Source organism: Comamonas composti DSM 21721 (assembly GCF_000429845.1).
Lineage (GTDB): Bacteria > Pseudomonadota > Gammaproteobacteria > Burkholderiales > Burkholderiaceae_C > Comamonas > Comamonas composti.
The window spans coordinates 119,282-143,272 of sequence record NZ_AUCQ01000013.1; the positions used below are offsets into that span (position 1 = coordinate 119,282).

A 23,991-nucleotide genomic window follows, 5' to 3' on the forward strand; every position below is an offset into this window, starting at 1 on the left:
GCGCATGCCCGCCGCTGCGGCAGCCGTTCCCTGGGCTCTCGGGCCATGGCTGGCTGCCGCAGTTCTCGTTTCAATGCTCTGAAATATCAAGGCTCATAGATGACGCTTGAGTTCTTCACCATATCGCTGCTCAACGGCGTGAGCTATGGACTGCTGCTGTTCATGCTCAGTTCGGGCCTGACGCTGATCTTCAGCATGATGGGCGTGCTCAATTTCGCCCATACCAGCTTCTACATGCTGGGCGCCTACTTTGCCTACACCCTCAGCGGTGTGGTGGGCTTCTGGGCTGCACTGTTTCTGTCGCCGCTGCTGGTCGGTGTGCTGGGGGCGCTGTTCGAGCGCTACAGCCTGCGCCGCGTACACAAATTCGGTCACGTGCCGGAGCTGCTGGTCACCTTCGGTCTGTCCTACCTGATTCTTGAAGTCGTGCAACTGGTCTGGGGCCGGGGCACCGTGCCCTATGGCCTGCCGACGGCGCTGCAGGGGCCGTTGTTCACGCTCTACGGCACGCAGTTCCCCAGGTCGCGCTCCTTCGTGATGCTCGTGGCCCTGCTCATGCTGCTGGCCGTGTGGCTGCTGCTGACCCGCACGCGCATCGGCCTGGTGATCCAGGCGGCGCTCAAGAACCCCGAAATGGTCGAGGCCCTGGGCCACAACGTGCCACGCGTCTTCATGCTGGTGTTCGGCGGCGGCTGCGCGCTCGCAGGCCTGGCCGGCGTGATCGGTGGCAACACCTATGTGACCGAGCCTGCGATGGCCATGTCCGTGGGCTCCATCATCTTCGTGGTGGTGGTCGTGGGCGGCATGGGATCGCTGGCCGGAGCCTTCGTGGCTTCGCTGCTGATCGGTGTCGTGCAGACCTTTGCCGTGGCCATCGACTGGTCGCTGGCCAGCACGCTGGCTTCGCTGGGCAGCCCCGTGGACGAGAACACCTTCGGCTGGCCTTTGCTGCGCCTGACGGTGTCCCAGATCGCCCCCATCCTGCCCTACCTGTTCCTGGTGCTGATCCTGATCTTCCGCCCCAAGGGTCTGCTGGGCACACGAGGAGACTGACGCCATGAATTCGACGACCAAACCGGGCATGACTTCCCCTGTTGCACAAGGCACCATGACTTCCCAGAGCTCCCAGAGCCATTACCGCTTCAAGCCGCTGAACCTGGGCCGGATGCTGATCTGGGGCCTGTTCGCGCTGGCCCTGATCGTGGCACCCCTGGTGTTCACGAGCTCGCTGGCCCTGACCATGCTGAGCCAGATCGGCTATCTGATCATCATCTGCCTGTCCTACAACATCCTGCTGGGCCAGGGCGGCATGCTGAGCTTCGGCCATGCGGTCTACACGGGCCTGGGCTCGTTCATCGCCATCCATGCGATGAACAAGGCCGGCGCCGGTGACTGGAACATTCCCCTGGTGCTGATTCCGATCATCGGCGGCCTGGGCGGCATGTTCTTCGCGGCCTTGCTGGGCTATGTGACGACCAAGAAGTCGGGCACGACCTTTGCGATGATCACCATGGGCATGGGCGAGCTCGTGGCTGCCATGGCGCTGATGTTCCCCGAGTTCTTCGGGGGCGAAGGCGGCATCACCACGGACCGCGTCTACGGCAGCAAGCTGCTGGGCATGGACTTCGGTTCGGGCCTGCAGGTGTATTACCTGATCGCCGTTTACTGCTTTGTCTGCACGGTGGCCATGTTCGCCTTCACGGCCACGCCGCTGGGGCGCATGCTCAATGCGGTGCGCGACAACCCCGAGCGCGTGGAGTTCGTGGGCTACAACACCCAGCGCGTGCGCTACTTCGCCTTCATCATCGCGGGCTTCTTCGCGGGCATCGGCGGCGGGCTGGCGGCGATCAACTTCGAGATCATCACGGCCATGGACAGCGTGAGCATGATCCGCTCGGGCACGTACCTGCTGTTCACCTTCCTCGGTGGCGCGACCTTCTTCTTCGGTCCCATCATCGGCGCCGTGCTCATGGTGCTGGCTTCGGTGCTGCTGTCCGAGCTGACCAAGGCCTGGCTGCTCTACCTGGGTCTGGTGTTCCTGCTCATGGTCATGTATGCGCCCGGCGGCATTGCCAGCCTGATCATGCTCAACATGCGCGTGGTGCGCTTCGGCAAGTGGCGCATTCTGCTCAAGCCCTATCTGGCACTGCTGGCCAGCGGCCTGCTGGCGATCGCGGGCGGTGCAGCCGTGGTGGAGATGGTCTATCACCTGCAGCTCAACGCAGCGCTGGGACCGGTCGTGCCCTTCATGGGAACCGAGCTCGACACTTCGGCAGCTTCCACCTGGACCGTGGCCATCGTGGTCTTTGTCGTGGGGCTGGGCCTGCTGGAAGGTGCGCGGCGCTGGTTCTCGCGCCGCTGGGAGCGCATACAGGAAGACATTGAGGCGCTGATCAAGCGCGGGGAGGGCTGAGCCATGACAGGCATGCATCAAGGTGCCGCAGGCGCGGCCTATGCGCTGGAGTTGCGCGATCTGCGCAAGAGCTTCGGCAAGGCGGAGATCATTCGCGGGGCCGAGCTTGCGGTCGCTCCCGGCGAGCGCGTGGCCATCATCGGCCCCAACGGCGCGGGCAAGAGCACGCTGTTCAATCTGATCAGCGGGCGCTTTGCGCCCAGCAGCGGCGAGGTGCTGTTGCACGGCCAGCGCATCGATGGCAAAAAGCCCTTCGAGATCAATCGCATGGGCCTGTCGCGCAGCTTTCAGATCACCAACATCTTTCCCAAGCTCAGCGTGTTCGAGAACCTGCGCTGCGGCGTGCTCTGGAGCCTGGGCTACCGCTACAGCTTCTGGCGCTTTCTCTCGAGCCTGCGCGATGCCAATGCCCGCGCCGAGGAGCTCATGGAGATGATCGGTCTGCACAAGAAGCGCGATACCCTGGCCGTGAACCTCACCTATGCCGAGCAGCGGGCGCTGGAGATCGGCATCACCATCGGCGGTGGCGCCAACGTCATCCTGCTGGACGAACCCACGGCCGGCATGAGCAACAGCGAGACCGCCCACTTCATCAGCCTCATCAAGAAGGCCACCGAAGGCAAGACCCTGCTGACCGTGGAGCACGACATGGGCGTGGTCTTCGGCCTGGCCGACAAGATCGCCGTCGTGGTCTATGGCGAGGTGATTGCGTTCGACACGCCCGAGGCCGTGCGCGCCAATGCGCGCGTGCAGGAGGCCTATCTGGGGTCTTCCGTTGCCGATCAACAGGCCGGGGTGCATTGAGGAATATCTGATGCTGAAAATTTCCAATCTGCATGCCTACTATGGCAAAAGCCATGTGCTGCATGGCGTGGACTTCGATGTGCAGCCCGGCGAGATCGTGGCGCTGCTGGGGCGCAACGGCTCGGGCCGCTCGACCACGGCCAAGGCCGTGATGGGCCTGGTGCACTGGGAAGGCCAGATCGACTGGAAGGGCCAGGGCCTGACCGGCAAGAAGGCCTACGAGGTCGCCCACCTGGGCCTGGGCTATGTGCCCGAGAGCCGCGACGTGTTCCCCAACCTCACGGTGCACCAGAACCTGCTGCTGGGCCAAAAGGGCAAGGGCCGGGGCAGCCGCTGGAGCTTCGAGGACATGTATGCGATGTTCCCGCGCCTCAAGGAGCGTCAGCACACCGAGGCCGGCGTGATGTCGGGCGGCGAGCAGCAGATGCTGACCCTGTGCCGCACGCTCATGGGCGACCCCGACCTGATCATCATCGATGAGCCCACCGAGGGCTTGGCGCCCAAGATCGTGGAGCTGGTGGGGGTGTACCTGAAAAAGATCAAGGAGCGCGGCGTGTCCGTGCTGCTGATCGAGCAAAAGCTCACGATTGCCATGAGCATCTCCGACCGGGCCCTGGTCATGGGCCATGGGCGCATCGTCTTCGACGGCACGCCCCAGGGCCTGCGCGCCGACGAGCGCGTACGCAAGGAGTGGCTGGAGGTCTGATTCTGGCTTTTTGCCTTGGGGTCAGTGATTCGTGCCGAGACGCCGATACAGCCCCTCATGCGTTGTTGCTAGCCCTTTCCGTACGAGAGTACTGTCCGCGGGCTAGACGCTTAGCCTGAGAACCTGTATTGGCGCTGTAGCGAGGGCTCGGGTGCTGTGCCTGCTTCGCGGATGGAGTTGATTATTTTGATAGCTGCCAGCGCTTTCTCTATCTCATTTCTTAATGATTTATTACTTGAAAGCAAGTAATAGCAAGCGATACAAGCTATGAAAAAGATAGGCTTCAACTCGAGCAAACCACTGTGGCGTGGCTCAGGCATAGCTTGGTCCAAGCCAGAGACAGCGAGCAAGGGCCGCCCCGCAGCGAGGCTGTCGTCCCCCTTTTCAAGGGGGAGGGCGCGAAGCGACTCAGGGGGATTTCAATGATGTCCCAGCCGGGACAAATCAGGTGCCGATTTCTCTCTACAATTAAAAACGCACGATCGTTCTTTTCTATCGTCTAGGGGACATGCATGACTGCTGAATACAAAGTCGATGGCGCCATTGCCGTCATTACCTTGAACAACCCGCCCGTCAACGGACTGGGGCTGGCCACGCGCCGCGCCATCGTTGATGCTCTGGACAAGGCCCAGGCCGATGCGGCCGTCAAGGCCATCGTCATCACCGGAGCCGGCAAGGCCTTCTCGGGCGGCGCCGACATCAACGAGTTCGGCAAGGAAGAGGCCATGCGTGAGCCGAACCTGAACTCGGTGATCAACGCGCTCGACAACTGCAGCAAGCCCACGGTGGCTGCCATCCACAGCGTCTGCATGGGCGGCGGGCTGGAACTGGCCCTGGGCTGCAACTACCGCGTGGCCGCTCCCGGCACCCTGGTGGCCCTGCCCGAAGTCAAGCTGGGCCTGCTGCCCGGCGCGGGCGGCACGCAGCGCCTGCCGCGCGTGCTGGGCGTGGAGACCGCGCTCAACATGATCGTCAGCGGCGACTCCGTGAAGAGCGAGATGCTGGGCGCCATTCCCGGCCAGAAGCTGTTCGACAAGCTGGCCGCATCGCCCGACAGCCTGATGGACGAGGCCAAGGCCCTGGCCCAGCAGGTCGCCGAAGCGCGTCCTCTGCCGCGCGTGCGCGATCTGCCCTGCAAGCATCCCGAAGGCGATGCCTACTTCCAGTTCGCACGCAACATGGTCAAGGGCATGGCCAAGAACTACCCCGCGCCCGCACGCTGCGTGGATGCGGTCGAGGCCGCCACGCGCAAGAAGTTCGACGACGGCATGGCGCTGGAGCGCGAAGCCTTTGTGGAGCTCATGTGGACGGCCGAGTCGCGTGCCCTGCGCCACCTGTTCATGGCCGAGCGCGCAGCCTCCAAGATTGCCGACGTGCCCGGCGACACGCCGCTGCGCGACATCAAGTCCGTGGGCGTGATCGGTGCCGGCACCATGGGCGGCGGCATCTCCATGAACTTCCTGAATGCGGGCGTGCCCGTGACCATCCTGGAGACCAAGCAGGAAGCACTGGATCGCGGCGTGGCCACGATCAAGAAGAACTACGAAGCCCAGGTCAAGAAGGGCAAGCTCAAGCAGGAGAAGTACGAAGAGCGCATGGCGCTGCTGTCCACCACCCTGGCCTATGAAGACCTGAAGAACGCCGACCTCATCATCGAGGCCGTGTTCGAGGAAATCGGCGTCAAGGAGGCGGTGTTCACGCAGCTGGACGCCGTGGCCAAGCCCGGTGCCATCCTGGCCTCCAACACCTCCACGCTGGACGTGGACAAGATCGCCAGCTTCACCAAGCGTCCCCAGGACGTGGTGGGCATGCACTTCTTCAGCCCCGCCAACGTGATGAAGCTGCTGGAAGTCGTGCGCGGCAAGGCCACGGGCAAGGACGTGCTGGCCACGGTGATGAAGCTGGCCAAGAAGATCAAGAAGACCGCCGTGGTCTCGGGCGTGTGCGACGGCTTCATCGGCAACCGCATGATCGAGCAGTACTCGCGTCAGGCCGGCTTCTTGCTCGACGAAGGCGCAACTCCCCAGCAGGTGGACAAGGCCATAGAGAAGTTCGGCTTTGCCATGGGGCCGTTCCGCATGGGCGACCTGGCCGGCAACGACATCGGCTGGGCGATCCGCAAGCGCCGCGCCGTCGAGCAGCCCGACATGAAGTACAGCGCCACGGCCGACAAGCTGTGCGAGCTGGGCCGCTTCGGCCAGAAGACCGGCGCAGGCTGGTACGACTACCAGGCCGGCAAGCGCGATGCGATTCCTTCGGACCTCGTGAACAAGATGATCGAAGAGCACCGCAAGGCTCTGGGCATCACGCCGCGCAAGATCTCCGACGAGGAAATCGTGCAGCGCCTGGTGTTCGCCCTGGTCAACGAAGGCGCGCACATCCTGGAAGACGGCATTGCCGGCAAGTCGGGCGACATCGACATGGTGTACCTGACCGGCTATGGCTTCCCGATCTGGCGCGGCGGCCCCATGCACTACGCAGGCGAAGTCGGCCTGTTCAACGTGGTCCAGGCCATGCAGCGCTTTGCCAGGAACCCCAACGACGACGCCAAGTTCTGGCAGCCTGCGCCCTTGCTGGCCAAGCTGGCGGCCGAAGGCAAGCAGTTCAGCTAAGACGTGCGGAGCACGAAGTTCGCGACCTAGACGCTACAAGGAATTCTCATGACATCCGCAGTGATTGTTTCCACCGCACGCACGCCCCTGGCCAAGAGCTGGAAGGGCGCCTTCAACATGACCCATGGCGCGACCCTGGGCGGCCACGCGGTGCAGCACGCCGTGCAGCGCGCGGGCATTGACCCCGCCGCCGTGGACGACGTCATCATGGGCTGCGCCAACCCCGAAGGCGCGACCGGCATGAACATCGCGCGCCAGATCGCGCTCAAGGCCGGCCTGCCCATCACCACCTCGGGCATGACCATCAACCGCTTCTGCTCCTCGGGCCTGCAGACCATTGCCACGGCCGCCCAGCGCATCATCGCGGGCGAGGGCGATGTCTATGTGGCCGGCGGTGTGGAGTCCATTTCCTGCGTGCAGCAGGAAATGAACCTGCACATGATCCAGGACCTGGCTCTGGCCAAGCAAAAGCCCGAGATCTACTGGAACATGCTGCAGACCGCCGAGCAGGTCGCCAAGCGCTACGGCATTGGCCGTGACGTCATGGACGAGTACGGTGCCGCCAGCCAGCAAAAGGCCTGCGCGGCCCAGGCCGCAGGCCTGTTCGACGCCGAGATCGCGCCGATCACCGTGACCATGGGCGTGGCCGACAAGCTGCGTGGCCTGATCACCAAGCAGGTCACCTGCGCCAAGGACGAAGGCACGCGCGAAGGCACGACCAAGGAAGCCATTGCCGGCCTGCGCTCGGCCCTGCCCGGCGGCCTGGTCTCGGCCGGCAACGCCAGCCAGTTCTCCGACGGCGCCGGCGCCTGCGTGCTGGTCAGCGAAGACTATGCGGCGCGCAACAACCTCGCGCCCATGGGCCGCTTCCTGGGCTTTGCGGTCGCAGGCTGCGAGCCCGACGAGATGGGCATCGGCCCGGTGTTCGCCATCCCCAAGGTGCTCAAGAAGCTGGGTCTGTCGGTTCAGGATATCGATCTGTGGGAGCTCAACGAAGCCTTTGCCGTGCAGGTGCTGTACTGCCGTGACAAGCTGGGCATCCCCGCCGACAAGCTCAACGTCAACGGCGGCGCCATCGCCCTGGGCCACCCCTATGGCGTGAGCGGCCAGCGCCTGACCGGCCACGCCCTCATCGAAGGCAAGCGCCGTGGTGCCAAGCGCGTCTGCGTGACCATGTGCATCGGCGGCGGCATGGGTGCTGCCGGCATCTTCGAAGTGCTCTGATCCCAGGCACGACGACCCCGAGCGGCTGAGCCGCTGCGGGATGCGGCCCTTGGCTTGTATCTCAAGCCAAGGGCCGCGCTGGTTTTACAGGGTCTGAATCTGAAAATACCGTCCGAGCTGACTGCCGCAAGCCGACCTGCGTGCAGGCCTTCAGGCTGAGTCCTGGCGCGCGGGCCGTCGAGCTTGCACGTGCGAGCGACGCACAGGCTGCCGTGGGTGTGTTTTTCAAGGGTGTCCTGAATTGCCGATTCGGCAAATCTCTGTTTCAGGACACTGGCGTGTCTCCTGGGCTGCAGGACGGCCGGCCAGGGCCGCCCGCAGCAAAGACCGCCGCCCCCTTTTCAGGGAGAGCTGCACAGCAGCTCAGGGGAGATCTATTTCAAGGCTTGAGATAGGCAAAGCCTTCCTTGGCCTGCAGACGTGCCACCTCGGCCACGCCTGAGGGCACGACCTTGGCCTCCATGAGCAGGCTGGAGGGCGATAGCTGGCGTGATTCCAGCGTGTTGCTGCAGACCTCGAAGCGCACGCCGCGCGCAGCCAGGGCGCTGACCTGGCCGCTGAACTCGCGGCCCTTGCTGTCCTTGGCGCCATCGAGCATGAAGTCAATGCCCGCTCCATGCGTCACCACGACGATCCGGGCCTTGGGGTCGGCCTTCAGGTGGTTGTTGATGTTGTTGAGTATCGCGGCAGCGCTTTCCACGCCTGTGTTCACGTGGTAGAGGGCCTTGATCTCCTGGGCCGATACGCTTGCCGTGCACAGGGCGAAGGCCAGGGTGAGAAAAAGGCGTGAGGCTTGTTTCATGGGTCTCCTTTGGGGTTTGATGTCTTCGATAAAGGCCAGGGCCCGCCACCGACTAAGGGTGGACCTCAAGAGCATAAATATCGTTATCGGCTTATATTAGCCAATATCAAGAAGCCATGGTGTTGGGGATTGCCACAGGTCAGCCTGCAAGGCGCCATGGATGAAGAACAACGACTGGAGACCGACTGCCAATGCCTTGCCGTTTCTTGCCGCGCGCTATCGCGCATGCGGCCCTGATCTTGCCCGCTCTCGCCGGGCTTTCCCTGACTTCCTCCGAGGCCCTGGCCGCTGGAGAAGCGCCCCGTGTGCACCAGCCGGCAACGACTCAGCTGCCGGTCATGGACCTGGTCGAGGTGGCGCCGGGCGTGCATTATGTGCAGGGCCTGTCGGCCCTGGGCTCGCCCGAGAACCAGAACTTCATCTCCAATGCCGGCTTTGTGGAGACGTCCAGGGGCGTGGTCGTGGTCGATGCGCTGGGCTCGCCTGCGCTGGCCCAGCGGCTGGTGGACAAGATTCGCAGCATCACGTCCAAGCCCATCACCCATGTGCTGCTCACGCACTATCACGCCGACCATATCTACGGCCTGCAGACCTTCAAGGCCCTGGGCGCAAAAATCATTGCCCACGAAGGCGGGCGCGAATACCTGAACTCGGAGACGGCCAAGCTCAGGCTGCAGGCCTCGCGCAGCGAGCTTGCGCCCTGGGTGGACGGCAACACCCACATGGTCGAGGCCGATGAATGGATACGGGAGTTGACCGTACTCGACATTGACGGCGTGCGCTTCGAGCTGCACCCCATGGGGCCGGCGCATACGCCCGAGGACCTGGCCATCTTCCTGCCCGATCGCAGTGTGGCCTTTGTGGGCGACATCGTATTCCGGGGGCGCATTCCCTATGTGGGCCAGGCGGACAGCGCGCACTGGATCGCATCCCTGGAGAGCCTGCTCCAACTGCCGATCAAGCTGCTGGTGCCGGGCCACGGACCCATGTCGGATCAGGCGCGTGAAGACATGGGGCTGACGCGCGACTACCTGGTGTTTCTGCGCGAGTCCATGCGCCAGGCCGCGCGGGATCTCGAACCTTTTGACGAGGCCTATGCGGCCACGGACTGGTCGCGCTTCGAGAATCTGCCGCTGTTCAAGGTGGCCAACCGCATGAATGCCTACAACACCTATCTGCTCATGGAGAGTGAAGCCCAATGAGTGCCGCGGTTCGAGTTGCGGGCCAGGGAGAGCCTGCCTCGCCGGGCCGACGGTACGGCCTGATGTGCCTGGCTGCGCCGCTGTTCATGTGGCATGGCCTGGCGCGGGCTGCTGGGCGGGACCTGCCAAGCCCCGTCTCCCTGTCTCGGGCACTGGATGCGGCGCTGGCACGGCGCGAGCCCCTGGTCGTCATGGCCAGTCTGGCCGGCTGCCCGTTCTGCCATGTGGCGCGCGAGCATTACCTGTGGCCGCTTTCAAGGGCCGGGGCGGCCGTGGTGCAGATCAATTTCCGTGATCCACGTCCGCTGCGCGACTGGCAGGGCCGGCCCAGCAGCCAGGCGGACCTGGTCGAGGCCCTGGGCATCAAGGTGGCGCCCAGTGTGCTGTTCTTCGGCGCACGTGGACAAGAGCTGGCGCCCCGGCTGGAGGGGGCTTTGCTGCCGGATTTTTACGGGGCCTATCTGGAGGAGCGCCTGGCCCAGGCGCGCGCAGCCGTGCGCTCCTGATCCGCGTATTGCGCGAATCAAGGGTTTTCACCATGTGCATTCTTCGCCTGGATTGTGGAAAATCAATACATAAACATATGCTTATTCATTGATTTAAGCAATGCCACCCATCAGGAGAACCACGTTGAACACCTCTTTTTCCATCCTGGCCTCTGCCTGCGTCTCATTGGCAAGCCTTGTTGCGAGTGCACCGGCTGCCGCCAACCAGGCCCTGGCCCAGAAGAACGCCTGCATGGCCTGCCACACGGTGGACAAGAAGCTCGTAGGCCCGGCCTACGCGGATGTCGCCAAGAAGTACGCGGGCCAGGCCGATGCCCAGGCCCAGCTCGTCAAGAGCATCAAGGCCGGGGGCTCGGGCAAGTGGGGCCCAGTGCCCATGCCGGCGCAGGCCGCACTGTCTGATGCCGATGCCGCAACGCTGGCCGCATGGATTCTGGCCGGGGCCAAGTAAGAGCGCGCATCAGGCTGCACGGCAACTGCTGCGCGGCCCAGGAATACAGGTCGCATATGGACAATCACATCACAGGCCGGGTGCGCAAGGCACCTGAAAACTTCATTCGTGCAGCCGATGTCGGCAAGGTGTTTGCCGAAGCCAAGGCAGGTCGCCGCGACTTCATGCGCAATGCGTTTGCGACGGCGGCCGGAGCTGCCGCCTCGGGCGCTGCACTGGCCCAGGCCGGCGAGGGCGATCCGAATATTCTGGAACTGCCCGCGCACAGCAAGGGTCTGGGCCAGCCCGTGGCCGCAGAAGGCTATGGCAAGCCTTCCAAATACGAGGCCAATGTGCAGCGCCGCCAGAGCCCGGGTCTCACGCAGACGCGCCAGGCATCGGTGTCGTTCGCGCCGCTGCAATCGCTGTTCGGCATCGTCACGCCCAGCGGCCTGCACTTCGAGCGCCATCACCAGGGCTGGTGGGACATCGATCCCTCCAAGCACCGTCTCATGGTCAATGGCATGGTCAAGGCGGCCAAGGTCTTCACCATGGACGAGATCATGCGTCTGCCTTCGGTGTCGCGCTTTCACTTCATCGAGTGCGGCGCCAACACGGGCATGGAGTGGGGCAACGTGGCCGTGCCAACGGTGCAGTACACGCACGGCATGCTGTCGTGCAGCGAGTTCACGGGCGTGCCCCTGATCACCTTGCTTGAGATGGCGGGCGCCGACCTCAAGAAGGGCCGCTTCGTGCTGGCCGAAGGCGCCGACGGCTCGTCCATGACGCGCACCATTCCCATGGAGCTCATCGAGTCCGGTGAAGTCATCGTGGCCTATGGCCAGAACGGCGAGATGCTGCGCCCCGAGCAAGGCTATCCGCTGCGCCTGGTGGTGCCCGGCGTGCAGGGCGTGAGCTGGGTCAAGTACCTGCGCCGCATCGAGGTCGGCGATGCGCCCTATGCGACCAAGGACGAGGCCGTTCACTATGTGGACCTGATGCCCGACGGCCAGCACCGCCAGTACAGCAGCATCCAGGAATGCAAGAGCGTGGTGACCACGCCCTCGGGCGGCCAGATGCTGCTGGACAAGGGCTTCTACAACATCACGGGCCTGGCCTGGTCGGGTCGCGGCAAGGTCAAGCGCGTGGATGTGAGCGTGGACGGCGGCCGCAACTGGCGCACGGCGCGCCTGGAAGGGCCGGTCATGTCCAAGTGCCTCACGCGCTTCAACATCGACTGGGTCTGGAACGGCGAGCCCTGCATCATCCAGAGCCGCGCCATGGACGAGACCGGCTATGTGCAGCCCAGCTACCAGCAACTGCGCGCGGTGCGCGGCACGCGCTCCATCTATCACAACAACTCTATTCAGTCCTGGGCCGTGCAAGCCGGCGGGGAGGTGGTCAATGTACAGCTTTCGTGATCCGAGCAAGAGCCGCAAGCCCGGTGCGCGGGGGCTGATGCTTGCACTCGCCTTGTGTGCGGCCGGTGCCGTGCAGGCCCAGGGTACGGGAAAGTATCCTGGTCTGGGACGCGATGCCACGCCCAAGGAGGTTGCGGCCTGGGACATCGATGTCCGGCCCGACTTCAAGGGCCTGCCCAAGGGCGCGGGCAGCGTGGAGCGCGGCATGGATGTCTGGGAGGCCAAGTGCGCTTCCTGCCACGGCGTGTTCGGCGAGTCCAACGAGGTCTTCAGCCCCTTGATCGGCGGCACCACGGCCGACGACATCAAGACCGGCCATGTGGCGCGCCTCAAGGATCCGGGCTTTCCCGGGCGCACCACCTTCATGAAGGTGCCGACCATCTCCACGGTCTGGGACTACATCAATCGCGCCATGCCCTGGAATGCACCCAAGTCCCTGAGTGCGGACGAGGTGTATGCGGTGACGGCCTACCTGCTGAACCTGGCCGGCGTGGTGCCCGAGAGCTTTACGCTGACCGACCAGAACATGGCCGAAGTGCAGCAAAAGATGCCCAACCGCAACGGCATGACGACTGCACACGCGCTCTGGCCCGGGCCGGAGTTCGGCAAGAACGCCAAGCCCGATGTGCTGGTCAAGGCCTGCATGAGCAACTGTCTGCCCGATCCGAAGGTGCGCTCGGCCCTGCCCGAACATGCGCGTAACAACCATGGCAATCTGGCCGATCAAAACCGCCTGGTCGGAGCCCAGCGCGGCATACAGACCGCCGCCGAGAGCAAGGGCGAGCCTGCGGCAGCAGCACCGGCTGCAGCCGCCGTGCCCCAGGCCTTGCTCGACAAGAACGGCTGCACGGCCTGCCATGCCCAGCAGCAAAAGATCGTGGGCCCGGCCTTTGCCGACATCGCCAAAAAGCATGCGGGCAAGGCCGACTATCTGAGCGAGCGCATTCGCAGCGGCAGCAGCGGCGTCTGGGGGAACATCCCCATGCCCGCCCAGACGCTGAGCGCCGACGATGCCCAGACGCTTGCGCGCTGGCTGGCCGAGGGCGCAGCACAGTGAGTTTTGGGAGAGATCCGGGGGCATTGTTTCTCCGGCTCTCCACTTTTCCGATCCGAAAGATTTCTTCAAGGAGACCCCCGATGACCACTCGCAGAAAAGCGATACAGCAATCCGTAGCCGTGGCCGGAATGCTCATGGCCGCAGGCATGCTGCCCCGTGCAGCCTGGGCCTACAACAAGAGCGCCTTCGACGCCAAGACCGTGGCCGAGGTGATGAAGGCTCTGGGTGCGAGCGCCCCCACCGAAAGCAAGGATGTGACCATCACCGGCCCCGACATCGCCGAAAACGGTGCCGTCGTGCCCCTGGGCGCGGCCACCACGCTGGCCGGCGTCAAGAAGCTGCTGGTGCTGGTCGAGAAGAACCCCAACACCATGGTTGCCTCGTTCGATGTGAGCGAGGCCGTGGAGCCCAACTTCCTCACGCGGGCCAAGCTGGGCCAGTCCTCCGACGTGTATGCGGTAGCCGTCATGGATGACGGCAAGGCCTTCTACGCGAAGAAGGAAGTCAAGGTGACGCTGGGCGGCTGCGGCGGCTAACGATCAGACAACGAACAGGAATCAAGGAGAACACCATGGCAGATCCCATGCGCATTCGCGCCCAAGCATCGGGCGAAAAGACCACGGTACGCGTGCTCATGTCCCATGAGATGGAAACCGGCCAGCGCAAGGACGCTTCGGGCCAGACCATACCCGCCTGGTTCATCCAGGAAGTCACGGCTTCGCTCAACGGCAAGCAGGTGCTGGCCGCCGAATGGGGCCCGGCCGTGTCCAAGAACCCGTTCATGCAGTTCATGATCAAGGGGGCCAAGGCCGGCGACAAGGTGGCCGTGAGCTGGAAGGACAACCGCGGCGAGACCCGTACCGACGAGGCCACGGTCAGCTGAGACCGGTGGCGGGGGCGAAGCCAGGGCTTCGCCCTCTCGGGAGGTAGGACAACAAGAAAGGTGGCTCCACGATGAAGATGAGACACATGGCAGCGGCGGCCCTGATGGCCGCCGTGGGCACTGGGGCCGCAGTGGCCCAGAAAAGCACGGCCGACGGCATTGCCGAATACCGCGAGATGCTGGCCGACGGCAATCCCGCCGAGCTGTTTGAAATGAAGGGCGAGGAGCTGTGGAAGCAAAAGCGCGGCCCCAAATCCGCCTCGCTGGAACAATGCGACCTGGGCAAGGGCGCAGGCGTGGTCAAGGGCGCCTTCGTGGAGCTGCCGCGCTACTTTGCCGACACGGGCCGTGTGCAGGACCTGGAGTCGCGCCTTCTGAGCTGCATGGAAAGCCTGCAGGGCTTTGATGCGAGGAAGATCGCGGCCACGCCCTTCGGCAAGGACGAGCAAAAGAACATGGAGGCCCTGGTGGCCTGGGTCTCGGCCGAGTCCAAGGGCATGAAGTTCAACCTGCCCCAAGCCCATGCGCAGGAGCGCCAGATGTACGAGGTGGGCAAGCGCGTGTTCTTCATGCGCAGCGGCTCGCACGACTTTGCCTGCGCCTCCTGCCACGGCGCGGACGACAAGCGCATACGCCTGCAGGACCTGCCCAACCTGACCAAGGCCCCGGGGGCGGCTGCGGGCTTTGGCGCCTGGCCTGCGTATCGCGTGTCCTCGGGCGAGCTGTGGAGCATGCAGCGTCGTCTGAACGACTGCTTTCGCCAGCAGCGCTTTCCCTATCCCGGCTATGCGAGCGACGTGACCATTGCGCTGAGTGTGTACATGGGCGTCAACGGCAAGGGCGGCGAATCCACGGCCCCGGCCATCAAGCGCTAAGGAGTGCAGCATGAGACTTTCATCCTGGCTGCCCGTGGCGGGCATTGCCTCTTCGCTGGCCGTTCTCGGCTGTGCTTCCGTGGACAGCTCGGCCGAGCTGGACCGCATCACGGCCGATGTGGTGCGCACCTCGTTTCGCGATCAGGGCATTGCCAAGGTCGAGCGCCTGGTTCAGGACCCGGCCAACGCCGCCTGCAGCGCGGCCGATGCTGAAGGCAAGCCCATAGACGCCAAGCTGGCGGCGCAAATCGAGGCCGCAAACCTCAAGGCCATTCAATGGCCGGCCGACGGCAAGTTGGTGGGCGACTGGAAAGAGGGCGAGAAGATCGCCCAGAACGGACGCGGCATGACCTGGACCGACAAGGCCGGGGCGGCCAACGGCGGCAACTGCTACAACTGCCACCAGATCACCAAGCAGGAGATCTCGTTCGGCACACTGGGCCCGAGCCTCTACCAGTACGGCAAGATGCGCGGCATCAGCGACCCGAACAGCGCCGAGTCCAAGGCCATTGTCGAGTACACCTGGGGCAAGATCTGGAACGCCAAGGCCTACAACGCCTGCTCCAACATGCCGCGCGCAGGCCATGCGGGCGTGCTGACCCAGGCCCAGGTGCGCGACATCGTGGCCTTGCTGGTCGATCCCCAATCCCCGGTCAATCGCTAGTCTATTGATAGCGTCCACCGCAGGTCGTGCAAGCGCTCTGCGGTGGTTTCCCTTTGCCTTACGGCCCTTCGTATGAATATCTCCAAGCGCGAATTCTTCCAGTTGCTCGCAGCCGCCGGCGTGGCCGGCATGGGCCTGTCCCGCTATGCCCATGCCGACATCGCCAAGGCCGCCAACGCCTTGTACGACCTGCCCAGGTTCGGCAATGTGAGCTTTCTGCACATGACCGACTGCCATGCGCAGCTCAAGCCCATCTACTTTCGCGAGCCCAACGTCAACATAGGCATTGGCGACATGCGCGGCCAGCGCCCCCATCTGGTGGGCGAGGAACTGCTCAAGTCCGTGGGCGTGCCCGCAGGCACGCCGGCCGCCCATGCGCTCAGCTACCTGGACTTCGAGCAGGCCGCCCAGCGTTACGGCAAAGTGGGAGGGTTCGCCCATTTGTCCACCCTGGTACAGCGCATGAGGGCCTCGCGTCCCGGGGCGTTGCTGCTTGACGGCGGCGATACCTGGCAAGGCTCGGCGACCTCGCTGTGGACCAATGCCCAGGACATGGTCGATGCCTGCAAGCTGCTGGGCGTGGACGTGATGACCGGCCACTGGGAGTTCACCTATGGCATGGAGCGCGTCAAGGAAATCATAGAAAAGGATTTCGAGGGCAAGCTCGACTTCGTGGCGCAGAACGTCAAGACCGCCGACTTTGGCGACCCGGTGTTCAAGCCCTATGTGATCCGCGAGATCAACGGCGTGAGCTGCGCCATCATCGGTCAGGCCTTTCCCTATACGCCGATTGCCAACCCGCGCTACATGGTGGCCGACTGGAGCTTCGGCATCCAGGACGAGAACATGCAGGCCATGGTGGACGAGGCGCGCGCCAAGGGCGCCAAGGTCGTGGTCGTGCTCTCGCACAACGGCATGGACGTGGACCTCAAGATGGCCAGCCGCGTGCGCGGCATCGATGCCATCCTCGGTGGCCACACGCATGACGGCATGCCCGTGCCCAGCATCGTGGAGAACGCAGGCGGCAAGACCATCGTCACCAATGCGGGCTCCAACGGCAAGTTCCTGGGCGTGCTCGACTTCGATGTGAAGAACGGCAAGGTCAGCGATTTCCGCTACCGCCTGCTGCCCGTGTTCGCCAACATGCTGCCCGCCGACAAGGCCATGGATGCGCTGATCACCAAGATCCGCCAGCCCTATGAAGCCCAACTGGCCGAGGTGCTGGCGACCACGGACGGCACGCTCTACCGTCGCGGCAACTTCAATGGCACGGGCGACCAGCTGCTGCTGGATGCCATGATGGCCGTGCAGGATGCGCCGATTGCCTTCTCTCCGGGCTTTCGCTGGGGCACGACGCTGCTGCCGGGCCAGGCGATCACGCGCGAGTGGCTGATGGACATGACGGCCACCACCTACTCCTACGCCACGGTCACCGAAATGACGGGCGCCACCATCAAGACCGTGCTCGAAGACGTGTGCGACAACCTTTTCAACCCCGACCCCTACTACCAGCAGGGCGGCGACATGGTGCGCGTGGGCGGGCTGCAGTACAGCTGCGACCCCACGGCAGGGGCTGGCAAGCGCATCAGCGACATGCGCCTGAACGGCGAGCTGCTCGATGCCGACAAGAAGTACAAGGTCGCAGGCTGGGCCCCCGTGGCCGAGGAGGCGCGCTCGGCCGGCAACAAGCAGATCTGGGAAGTCGTCGAGCCCTGGCTCAAGCAGCAAAAAACCATCAAGGCGCGCGAGCTCAACCAGCCCACACTGAGCAACATCAAGCCCAACCCGGGCCTGGCTTGAGCGGCTTGCCAGGCCTCTGCCGCAGGCTCCCTGCAACGCGCTTGCGGGGAGGTTTTCTAGGTGTTATCCGAGGTGGCGGCGGGCCTTGCAAGCCTGGCCACCTACCTACAATCGGACGATGACGTCCGCCGACTTCAACGCGCTCTCGCAGCTCACTCTTCTCGGCATTTTCCTGCTGAGCCTTGCTCTCGGAGCCGTGGTCAGGGACAGCCGTTTCTGCACCATGGGTGCGATCAGCGATGTGGTCTACATGGGCCACTGGGGTCGCATGCGCCAGTGGGCCATGGCCATCGGTGTGGCCATGTGCGGCTTTGCGGGGCTGTCGGGCACGGGGCTGGTGAATCCGCATCACACGCTTTATGCCTCGAGCCAGGTGCTGTGGCTTTCGGCCATGGTGGGCGGACTGCTGTTCGGCTTCGGCATGGTGCTGGCCTCGGGCTGCGGCATCAAGAATCTCGTGCGCCTGGGCGAAGGCAATCTCAAGTCCCTGGTCGTGCTGCTGGTCATGGGGCTGGCAGCACTCATGACGCTCAAGGGCCTGACTGCCGTCTGGCGTGTGCGCAGCGTGGACCAGGTCTTGCTGCATCTGGACGGTGTGGCCTTCCTGCCCGACATGCTGGCGCGTGCCACGCAGTGGAGCCTGCCCTGGCTGAGGCTGGTGCTGGGCCTTGCCATCGGCCTGCTGGCCGTGGTCTGGTCTCTTACGCGCGGCAATGCCGAGCGCGATGCGCGCGGCCTCGTGGGCGGCGCCCTGGTCGGCCTGGCCGTGACTGCGGCCTGGTGGCTCAGCGGCCACTTTGCCGAGGTCGAGGAGCATCCGCTGACGCTGGAGCACATGTATGCCACGACCCAGTCGGGCCGGGCCGAGGCGTTGAGCTTTGTGACGCCCGTGGCCCAGTTGCTGGAGTGGCTGATGTATTACAGCGATACCAACCGCGTGCTGAGCTTTGGCGTGGTCGCGGCCCTGGGCGTGCTCGTGGGCTCCCTGGTCCATGCCTCGTTCAGGCGCGAATTCCGCACCCAGGGCTTTGCCGATACCAGCGATCTCCTCAGGCACCTGGGCGGTGCCGTGCTCATGGGCGTGGGCGGCGTCACGGCCATGGGCTGTACCGTGGGCCAGGGCGTGAGCGCCATCTCCACCCTGCACCTGGCGAGCTTTGCGGCCGTGATCTGCATCGGCCTGGGCGCCGTGGCGGCGTTGAGGTTTCAGCAGTGGAGGATGGAGAGGGCGGGCTGAGGACACGGGATCCGTTGCAGGTTGGCGAACTTCATCTGCCGCGGTCTTCTTGACGTCGTCACCGGCCGTTGGCCTGAGCTAAGAGCGTGTCAGGCCGCAAGGCCGGCGCAGGTTTTTGCCTTCTTGTTTGTGAGTTCTTGAAGCGCTGCAAATCAGAGAGGTTTTTGGAACAAATCGGCCTCAAGCGCTTATCTGGCAAGTGCTGCCAGCTATCAAATTGAATAGCTGACCATGCCAGGGAAGCCAGGGCCGGGCAGGTGCGGTCGGGGCCATGGCTGGGCTACCATGCGCCCCATGTCCCATGCTGTCTCCGAGACCCCCAGCCTGCCCCTGGATGCCGACGGCATTCTGGCCCTGGCGGCGCGTTCCATGTTCGAGCTGTTTTCCTCCAACAGCCAGGGCATGTTCCTGGCCGACAAAAGCGGGCGCATCGTCTGGGTCAACGAAGGCTATCAGCGCTTTCTGCCTGATCTGGGGGTGGCCTCGCTGGAGGATTTTCTCGGGCATACGGTGGAGGAGGTGATCCCCAATACCCAGATGCGGCGCGTGCTGGAGACCGGCGAGCCCGTGCTCATCGATTTGCTCACCAACCGTGCGGGCACCTTTGTGGTCAGCCGTCTGCCGCTCAAGGAAGAGGGCGGGGCCGTGATCGGCGCCATAGGGATTGTGCTGTTCGACCAGCCCGAGACCACGCTGGCGCCCTTGATCAGCAAGTTTGCCTTGCTGCAGCGCGACCTGGACGAGGCCAGGCGCGAGCTTGCGGCCCAGCGCACGCGCATGCGCGCTGCCGGGCAGGGCGAGCGCCGCGCCAAATACAGTTTTGCGAGCTTTGTGGGCAGCAGCCCGGCAGCCGTGGAGGTCAAGCGCCAGGCACGGCGTGCCGCGCAGTCGGCCAGCCCGGTACTGCTGCTGGGCGAGACGGGCACGGGCAAGGAGTTGCTGGCCCATGCCATTCATGCAGCCTCGGCCCGGGCCCATGGGCCTTTTGTCTCGGTCAATATCGCTGCCGTGCCGGATACCTTGCTCGAGGCCGAGTTCTTTGGCGTGGCCCCGGGCGCCTACACGGGGGCCGAGCGCAAGCCGCGCGACGGCAAGTTCAAGCTCGCCGATGGCGGCACCCTGTTTCTGGACGAGATCGGCGACATGCCGCCCAGTGTGCAGGCCAAGCTGCTGCGTGCCCTGCAGGAGGGCGAGATCGAGCCCCTGGGATCGAACCAGATCGTGCGCTTCGATGTGCGCGTGGTGGCCGCAACCTCGCGCGATCTTGCGCAGATGGTCAGGGACGGGCGCTTTCGCGAGGACTTGTTCTACCGCCTGCATGTGCTGCCGATCCGTGTGCCGCCGCTGCGTGAGCGCAGCCGCGACATTCCGGCCCTGGTCGAGGTGCTGGGCGAAGACCTGGCCTTGCGCAACGAGATGCCGCCGCCCGAGCTGTCGCCCGATGCCCTGGCCCTGCTTGCAGGCCAGGCCTGGCGCGGCAATATCCGCGAGCTGCGCAATGTGCTGGAGCAGGCCGTGATGCGCAGCGATGAGCTGCTGATCACGGCCGGCTTGCTGCGCGAAGTCCTGCTGTCCTCGGGTGTGCAGCCCGCAGCACCAGCGATCGAGAGCCCGGTGTCCGATGCCGCAGCCCAGGGCACGGATGACGGACTGCTGCGCCCGCTGGCCGAGCAGGTGGCCGAGCTGGAGCGGCGAGCCATAGGCGCGACCCTGGCGGCGAATGCGGGCAACAAGCTGGCCACGGCGCGCCAGCTGGGAATCTCGCGTGCCAAGCTGTACGACCGCATGATGGCGCTGGAGCTTCTGGGTTAACCCTGTCTTTATTTCGATCATTTGTCTGATATTCAGGCAATTTGTGTGTCTGGATTTCAGGCGGTTTTGCTTGCTGTGCGGTGGATGCTGCGGGTGTGGGGCCGGGTCTTGAGAGTGGGGCAGGGCAGAGAGCGCAAGCTGGCACAAAGCGTGCTGTAGCCCAGTGCAGCAATGCCAGGTGGCACGACGCCGCAGACAAGAAATTCACAGGAGACAAGCAATGCACCGCCGCACCCTTATCCAAAGCGCAGCCTGTCTGGCCGCCATGGGCTTGATGATCAGCACGGCACAGGCCGCGGGCGAGATCCGCATTGCCCATGTCTACAGCAAGACCGGGGCGCTGGAGGCCTATGGCAAACAGACTCAGGCCGGTCTCATGATGGGCCTGGAATATGCGACGGGCGGCACCATGGCCGTCAACGGCAAGAAACTGGTGGTCATTGAAAAGGACGACCAGGGCAAGCCCGACCTGGGCAAGAGCCAGCTGGCCACGGCCTATTCGGACGACAAGGCCGATCTGGCCGTGGGGCCCAGCGCCTCGGGTGTGGCCCTGGCCATGCTGCCCGTGGCCGAGGAGTACAAGAAGATTCTCATCGTGGAGCCAGCCGTGGCTGACTCCATCACGGGCGACAAGTGGAACAAGTACATCTTTCGCACGGGCCGCAACTCCAGCCAGGATGCGATCGGCAATGCCGTGGCCATAGACCGGCCCGGCGTGACGATTGCGACGCTGGCCCAGGACAATGCGTTCGGGCGCGACGGCGTCAAGGCCTTCAAGGATGCGGTGAAGAAGGCCAAGCTGGCGCATGAGGAGTATCTGCCCGCGGCCACCACGGACTTCACGGCCGGCGCCCAGCGCCTGATCGACAAGCTCAAGGACCAGCCGGGCAAGAAGATCATCTGGATCGTCTGGGCGGGGGCGGGCAATCCGTTCAAGATCGTCGACATGGACCTCAAGCGCTACGGCATCGAGATCGCCACGGGCGGCAACATTCTGCCGGCCATGGCCGCCTACAAGAATCTGCCGGGCATGGAGGGCGCGACCTATTACTACTACGACATTCCCAAGAATCCCGTGAACGAGGCGCTGGTGGCCATGAACCACAAGCTCTATCAGGCGCCGCCGGACTTCTTTACGGCCGGCGGCTTCTCGGCCGCCATGGCCATCGTCACGGCGCTCAAGAAGACCGGAGGCGAGACCAAGGCGAATACGCTGATCAAGGCCATGGAAGGCATGAGCTTTGACACGCCCAAGGGCCGGATGACCTTCCGCAAAGAGGATCACCAGGCCATGCAAAGCATGTACCACTTCAGGATCAAGAACGATCCGGCCCTGGCCTGGGGCGTGCCCGAGCTGGTGCGCGAGATCAAGCCCGAGGAAATGAATGTGCCTATCAGGAATACTCCCTGAGCAGCTTTGCCGCTTCCCCTTGGAAGGGGGGCGACACCCTCGGTGCGGGGCGGCCCTTCCTCGGTGTCTCTGAGTTGGGCTCTGCCGGTTTGGTAGCTTGCGCCCTGGTTTGGCTCCCTCGTCCCTTAGAGCGTGTTCAAGATCTCTACGCAGGCGCGTTGGAGCGCAATCGGGATGAGTTCGAGTCGATGGGCCGCAGCTTGCACCGAGGTGCAAGCAAGGGCCAGCGCGAAGAAATCGCCCGATTTCGCCCCAACCCTTCGGGCCAGTGCCTTTGCGGGCGGTCTACAGTGTTGCGAATCCTCGCAATAGCACGGCTATTGCTGCGGTGTCGCGCCTCGTAGCCCATCCCGCAAAGACGCTGGCGCGCCGCGAGGAGATCTTGAACACGCTCTAAGGCGGAGGCTTGGGTGAGGGCGCAGCGCTGGCTCTGGATGCCTCTCACTTTTGATAGCTACAAGCGCTTGCTCATCAAGTGCTGGAGCCTGTTTTTATGAAACCCTGGTATCTGCCAAGCGCAGTCGTTTTTCATGCTGACCACTGACAAGCTCACCATACGCTTTGGCGGCCATGTGGCTGTGAACAGCGTGAGCTGTGCTTTTGCGCCGGGCACGCTGACGGCCATCGTCGGGCCCAATGGCGCGGGCAAGACCACGTACTTCAATCTGATCTCGGGCCAGCTCAAGGCCAGCGAGGGCCGCGTGCACCTGGGGGGGCGGGAGCTCACACATCTCGCGCCTTCGGCGCGCACGCATGCGGGGCTGGGGCGTGCATTCCAGCTCACGAACCTGTTTCCCCATCTGAGCGTGCGCGAGAACATGCGCCTGGCCGTGCAGGCCACGCTGCCGGGCCCGCACAGGCGTGGGCTCAATCTCTGGAGCATCTGGAGCGACCACCGCGAGATCAGCGAGCGCGCCGATGCCGTGCTGCGCCAGGTGGCCTTGCACGAGCGCGCCGAGCATGCGGTGGCCAGCCTGCCCCATGGCGATCAGCGCAAGCTCGAGGTCGGCCTGCTCATGGCCTTGCAGCCCCAGGTCTATATGTTCGACGAGCCCACGGCCGGCATGAGCCATGACGAGGCGCCCGTGATCCTGGACCTGATCCGCGAGCTCAAGAAGGACAAGAGCAAGATCATCCTGCTCGTGGAGCACAAGATGGACGTGGTGCGCGAGCTGGCCGACCGCATCATCGTGCTCACCAACGGCACGCTGGTGGCCGACGGCAGTCCCGAAGAGGTGATTGCCTCGCCCGTGGTGCAGCAGGCCTATCTCGGGATGGCGCCCAAGGACGCGGGCGGCAGCACAGCTATTTCCCCAGATCACGGCCTTGCTCCGACTGGGGCAGAAGGAGAACAGCCATGAGCGACAAGCTGCTGGAGCTCTCGGGCGTGCACACCCACATAGGCGCCTATCACATACTGCATGGCGTGGACCTGTGCGTGCCGCGCGGGCAGCTGACCATGCTGCTGGGCCGCAACGGCGCGGGCAAGACCACGACGCTGCGCACCATCATGGGCCTGTGGCAGGCCTCGCAGGGCAGCATACGCTTTGCGGGCCAGGAGATTGCGCACATGGCCACGCCGACCATTGCGCGCCAGAGCATTGCCTATGTGCCCGAGAACATGGGCATCTTCGCCGACCTCACCGTGGAGCAGAACCTGCTGCTGGCCGCGCGCGGCGCAGCCCATGCAGGCCAGATGGAGGCGGCGCGGCTGCAGTGGATCTTCGGCCTGTTCCCGGCCGTGGAAAAATTCTGGCACTACCCGGCCGGCAAGCTCAGCGGCGGCCAAAAGCAGATGGTGGCCGTGGCGCGCGCCATCGTGGAGCCGCGCGATCTGCTCATCATCGACGAGCCCAGCAAGGGCCTGGCTCCGGCCATCATCGACAACATGATTGCGGCCTTCGAGCAGCTCAAGGCCGCAGGCAGCACCATCTTGCTGGTGGAGCAGAACATCCACTTCGCCCAGCGCCTGGGCGACAGCGTGGCCGTGATGGACGATGGCCGCATCGTGCACGCAGGCTCCATGCAGGAGCTGGCCGAAGACCGGGAGTTGCAGCAATCGCTGCTGGGGTTGGCGCTATGAGTGAATCCATGCAAAAAACGCCTGCAGCGCTTGCTGGACAAGCGCAGAT

General features: G+C 64.3%; 22 protein-coding genes. 21 read left to right on the top strand and 1 reads right to left on the bottom strand.

Annotated features, from left to right (window positions below; genetic code table 11):
* The first annotated feature begins 99 nt into the window (after positions 1-99).
* From G486_RS0109565 to G486_RS0109590, 6 genes are all read left to right on the top strand, one after another.
* Positions 100-1,053 carry a branched-chain amino acid ABC transporter permease gene (locus tag G486_RS0109565; RefSeq protein ID WP_027015347.1) on the top strand — a complete coding sequence of 318 codons (954 nt, stop codon included), beginning with the start codon at positions 100-102 and terminating at the stop codon, positions 1,051-1,053.
* Positions 1,054-1,057: 4 nt separating this feature from the next.
* The gene (locus G486_RS0109570) at positions 1,058-2,413 is read left to right on the top strand and encodes a branched-chain amino acid ABC transporter permease (protein ID WP_034387126.1); all 1,356 of its coding nucleotides are present in this window, start codon (positions 1,058-1,060) and stop codon (positions 2,411-2,413) included.
* A 3-nt stretch (positions 2,414-2,416) separates the two neighbouring features.
* The gene (locus G486_RS0109575) at positions 2,417-3,217 is read left to right on the top strand and encodes an ABC transporter ATP-binding protein (RefSeq protein WP_027015349.1); all 801 of its coding nucleotides are present in this window, start codon (positions 2,417-2,419) and stop codon (positions 3,215-3,217) included.
* 10 nt (positions 3,218-3,227) lie between these two features.
* A complete protein-coding gene (locus G486_RS0109580; protein ID WP_027015350.1) occupies positions 3,228-3,923 on the top strand; it encodes an ABC transporter ATP-binding protein in 696 nt (231 codons plus the stop codon).
* A gap of 512 nt (positions 3,924-4,435) precedes the next feature.
* The gene (locus G486_RS0109585; protein ID WP_027015351.1) at positions 4,436-6,535 is read left to right on the top strand and encodes a 3-hydroxyacyl-CoA dehydrogenase NAD-binding domain-containing protein; all 2,100 of its coding nucleotides are present in this window, start codon (positions 4,436-4,438) and stop codon (positions 6,533-6,535) included.
* A gap of 48 nt (positions 6,536-6,583) precedes the next feature.
* Entirely contained in the window at positions 6,584-7,759 is a 1,176-nt protein-coding gene (locus G486_RS0109590) for an acetyl-CoA C-acyltransferase (RefSeq protein ID WP_027015352.1), read from the top strand.
* A 379-nt stretch (positions 7,760-8,138) separates the two neighbouring features.
* Here G486_RS0109590 and G486_RS0109595 read toward each other — a convergent pair whose 3' ends face one another.
* Positions 8,139-8,561 carry a DsrE family protein gene (locus tag G486_RS0109595; protein WP_027015353.1) on the bottom strand — a complete coding sequence of 141 codons (423 nt, stop codon included), beginning with the start codon at positions 8,559-8,561 and terminating at the stop codon, positions 8,139-8,141.
* 191 nt (positions 8,562-8,752) lie between these two features.
* Between G486_RS0109595 and G486_RS0109600 the strand changes: the two genes are divergently transcribed.
* From G486_RS0109600 to G486_RS0109670, 15 genes are all read left to right on the top strand, one after another.
* Positions 8,753-9,763, top strand: a complete 1,011-nt coding sequence (locus G486_RS0109600; RefSeq protein WP_027015354.1) for an MBL fold metallo-hydrolase — start codon at positions 8,753-8,755, stop codon at positions 9,761-9,763.
* Positions 9,760-10,269, top strand: coding sequence for a thioredoxin domain-containing protein (locus G486_RS0109605; RefSeq protein WP_156919971.1), 510 nt, complete (start codon positions 9,760-9,762; stop codon positions 10,267-10,269). Before G486_RS0109600 ends, G486_RS0109605 begins: the two co-directional genes overlap by 4 nt.
* Positions 10,270-10,411: 142 nt before the next feature.
* Positions 10,412-10,720: a c-type cytochrome gene (locus tag G486_RS0109610; protein ID WP_027015356.1), complete on the top strand. Its 309-nt coding sequence runs from the start codon at positions 10,412-10,414 to the stop codon at positions 10,718-10,720.
* A 56-nt stretch (positions 10,721-10,776) separates the two neighbouring features.
* A complete protein-coding gene (gene soxC, locus G486_RS0109615; protein WP_027015357.1) occupies positions 10,777-12,120 on the top strand; it encodes a sulfite dehydrogenase in 1,344 nt (447 codons plus the stop codon).
* Complete coding sequence (locus G486_RS0109620; protein ID WP_027015358.1) at positions 12,104-13,177, top strand: c-type cytochrome; 1,074 nt, start codon at positions 12,104-12,106, stop codon at positions 13,175-13,177. The genes soxC and G486_RS0109620 overlap by 17 nt, the downstream gene beginning before the upstream one ends.
* Positions 13,178-13,257: 80 nt before the next feature.
* The gene (gene soxY / locus G486_RS0109625; RefSeq protein WP_027015359.1) at positions 13,258-13,713 is read left to right on the top strand and encodes a thiosulfate oxidation carrier protein SoxY; all 456 of its coding nucleotides are present in this window, start codon (positions 13,258-13,260) and stop codon (positions 13,711-13,713) included.
* Positions 13,714-13,748: 35 nt separating this feature from the next.
* Complete coding sequence (gene soxZ / locus G486_RS0109630) at positions 13,749-14,060, top strand: thiosulfate oxidation carrier complex protein SoxZ (RefSeq protein ID WP_027015360.1); 312 nt, start codon at positions 13,749-13,751, stop codon at positions 14,058-14,060.
* Between the two features lie 77 nt (positions 14,061-14,137).
* On the top strand, positions 14,138-14,935 hold the full coding sequence (soxA, locus tag G486_RS0109635; RefSeq protein ID WP_027015361.1) for a sulfur oxidation c-type cytochrome SoxA: 798 nt from the start codon (positions 14,138-14,140) through the stop codon (positions 14,933-14,935).
* A 10-nt stretch (positions 14,936-14,945) separates the two neighbouring features.
* Complete coding sequence (gene soxX / locus G486_RS0109640) at positions 14,946-15,599, top strand: sulfur oxidation c-type cytochrome SoxX (RefSeq protein WP_027015362.1); 654 nt, start codon at positions 14,946-14,948, stop codon at positions 15,597-15,599.
* Between the two features lie 72 nt (positions 15,600-15,671).
* Positions 15,672-17,399: a thiosulfohydrolase SoxB gene (soxB, locus tag G486_RS0109645; RefSeq protein ID WP_027015363.1), complete on the top strand. Its 1,728-nt coding sequence runs from the start codon at positions 15,672-15,674 to the stop codon at positions 17,397-17,399.
* 118 nt (positions 17,400-17,517) lie between these two features.
* Complete coding sequence (locus G486_RS0109650) at positions 17,518-18,636, top strand: YeeE/YedE family protein (protein WP_027015364.1); 1,119 nt, start codon at positions 17,518-17,520, stop codon at positions 18,634-18,636.
* 294 nt (positions 18,637-18,930) lie between these two features.
* The gene (locus G486_RS0109655) at positions 18,931-20,448 is read left to right on the top strand and encodes a sigma-54 interaction domain-containing protein (RefSeq protein ID WP_027015365.1); all 1,518 of its coding nucleotides are present in this window, start codon (positions 18,931-18,933) and stop codon (positions 20,446-20,448) included.
* Between the two features lie 220 nt (positions 20,449-20,668).
* A complete protein-coding gene (locus G486_RS0109660) occupies positions 20,669-21,859 on the top strand; it encodes a substrate-binding domain-containing protein (RefSeq protein WP_027015366.1) in 1,191 nt (396 codons plus the stop codon).
* Between the two features lie 530 nt (positions 21,860-22,389).
* On the top strand, positions 22,390-23,220 hold the full coding sequence (locus G486_RS0109665; RefSeq protein ID WP_027015367.1) for an ABC transporter ATP-binding protein: 831 nt from the start codon (positions 22,390-22,392) through the stop codon (positions 23,218-23,220).
* A complete protein-coding gene (locus G486_RS0109670) occupies positions 23,217-23,942 on the top strand; it encodes an ABC transporter ATP-binding protein (protein WP_027015368.1) in 726 nt (241 codons plus the stop codon). Before G486_RS0109665 ends, G486_RS0109670 begins: the two co-directional genes overlap by 4 nt.
* Positions 23,943-23,991: the final 49 nt, after the last annotated feature.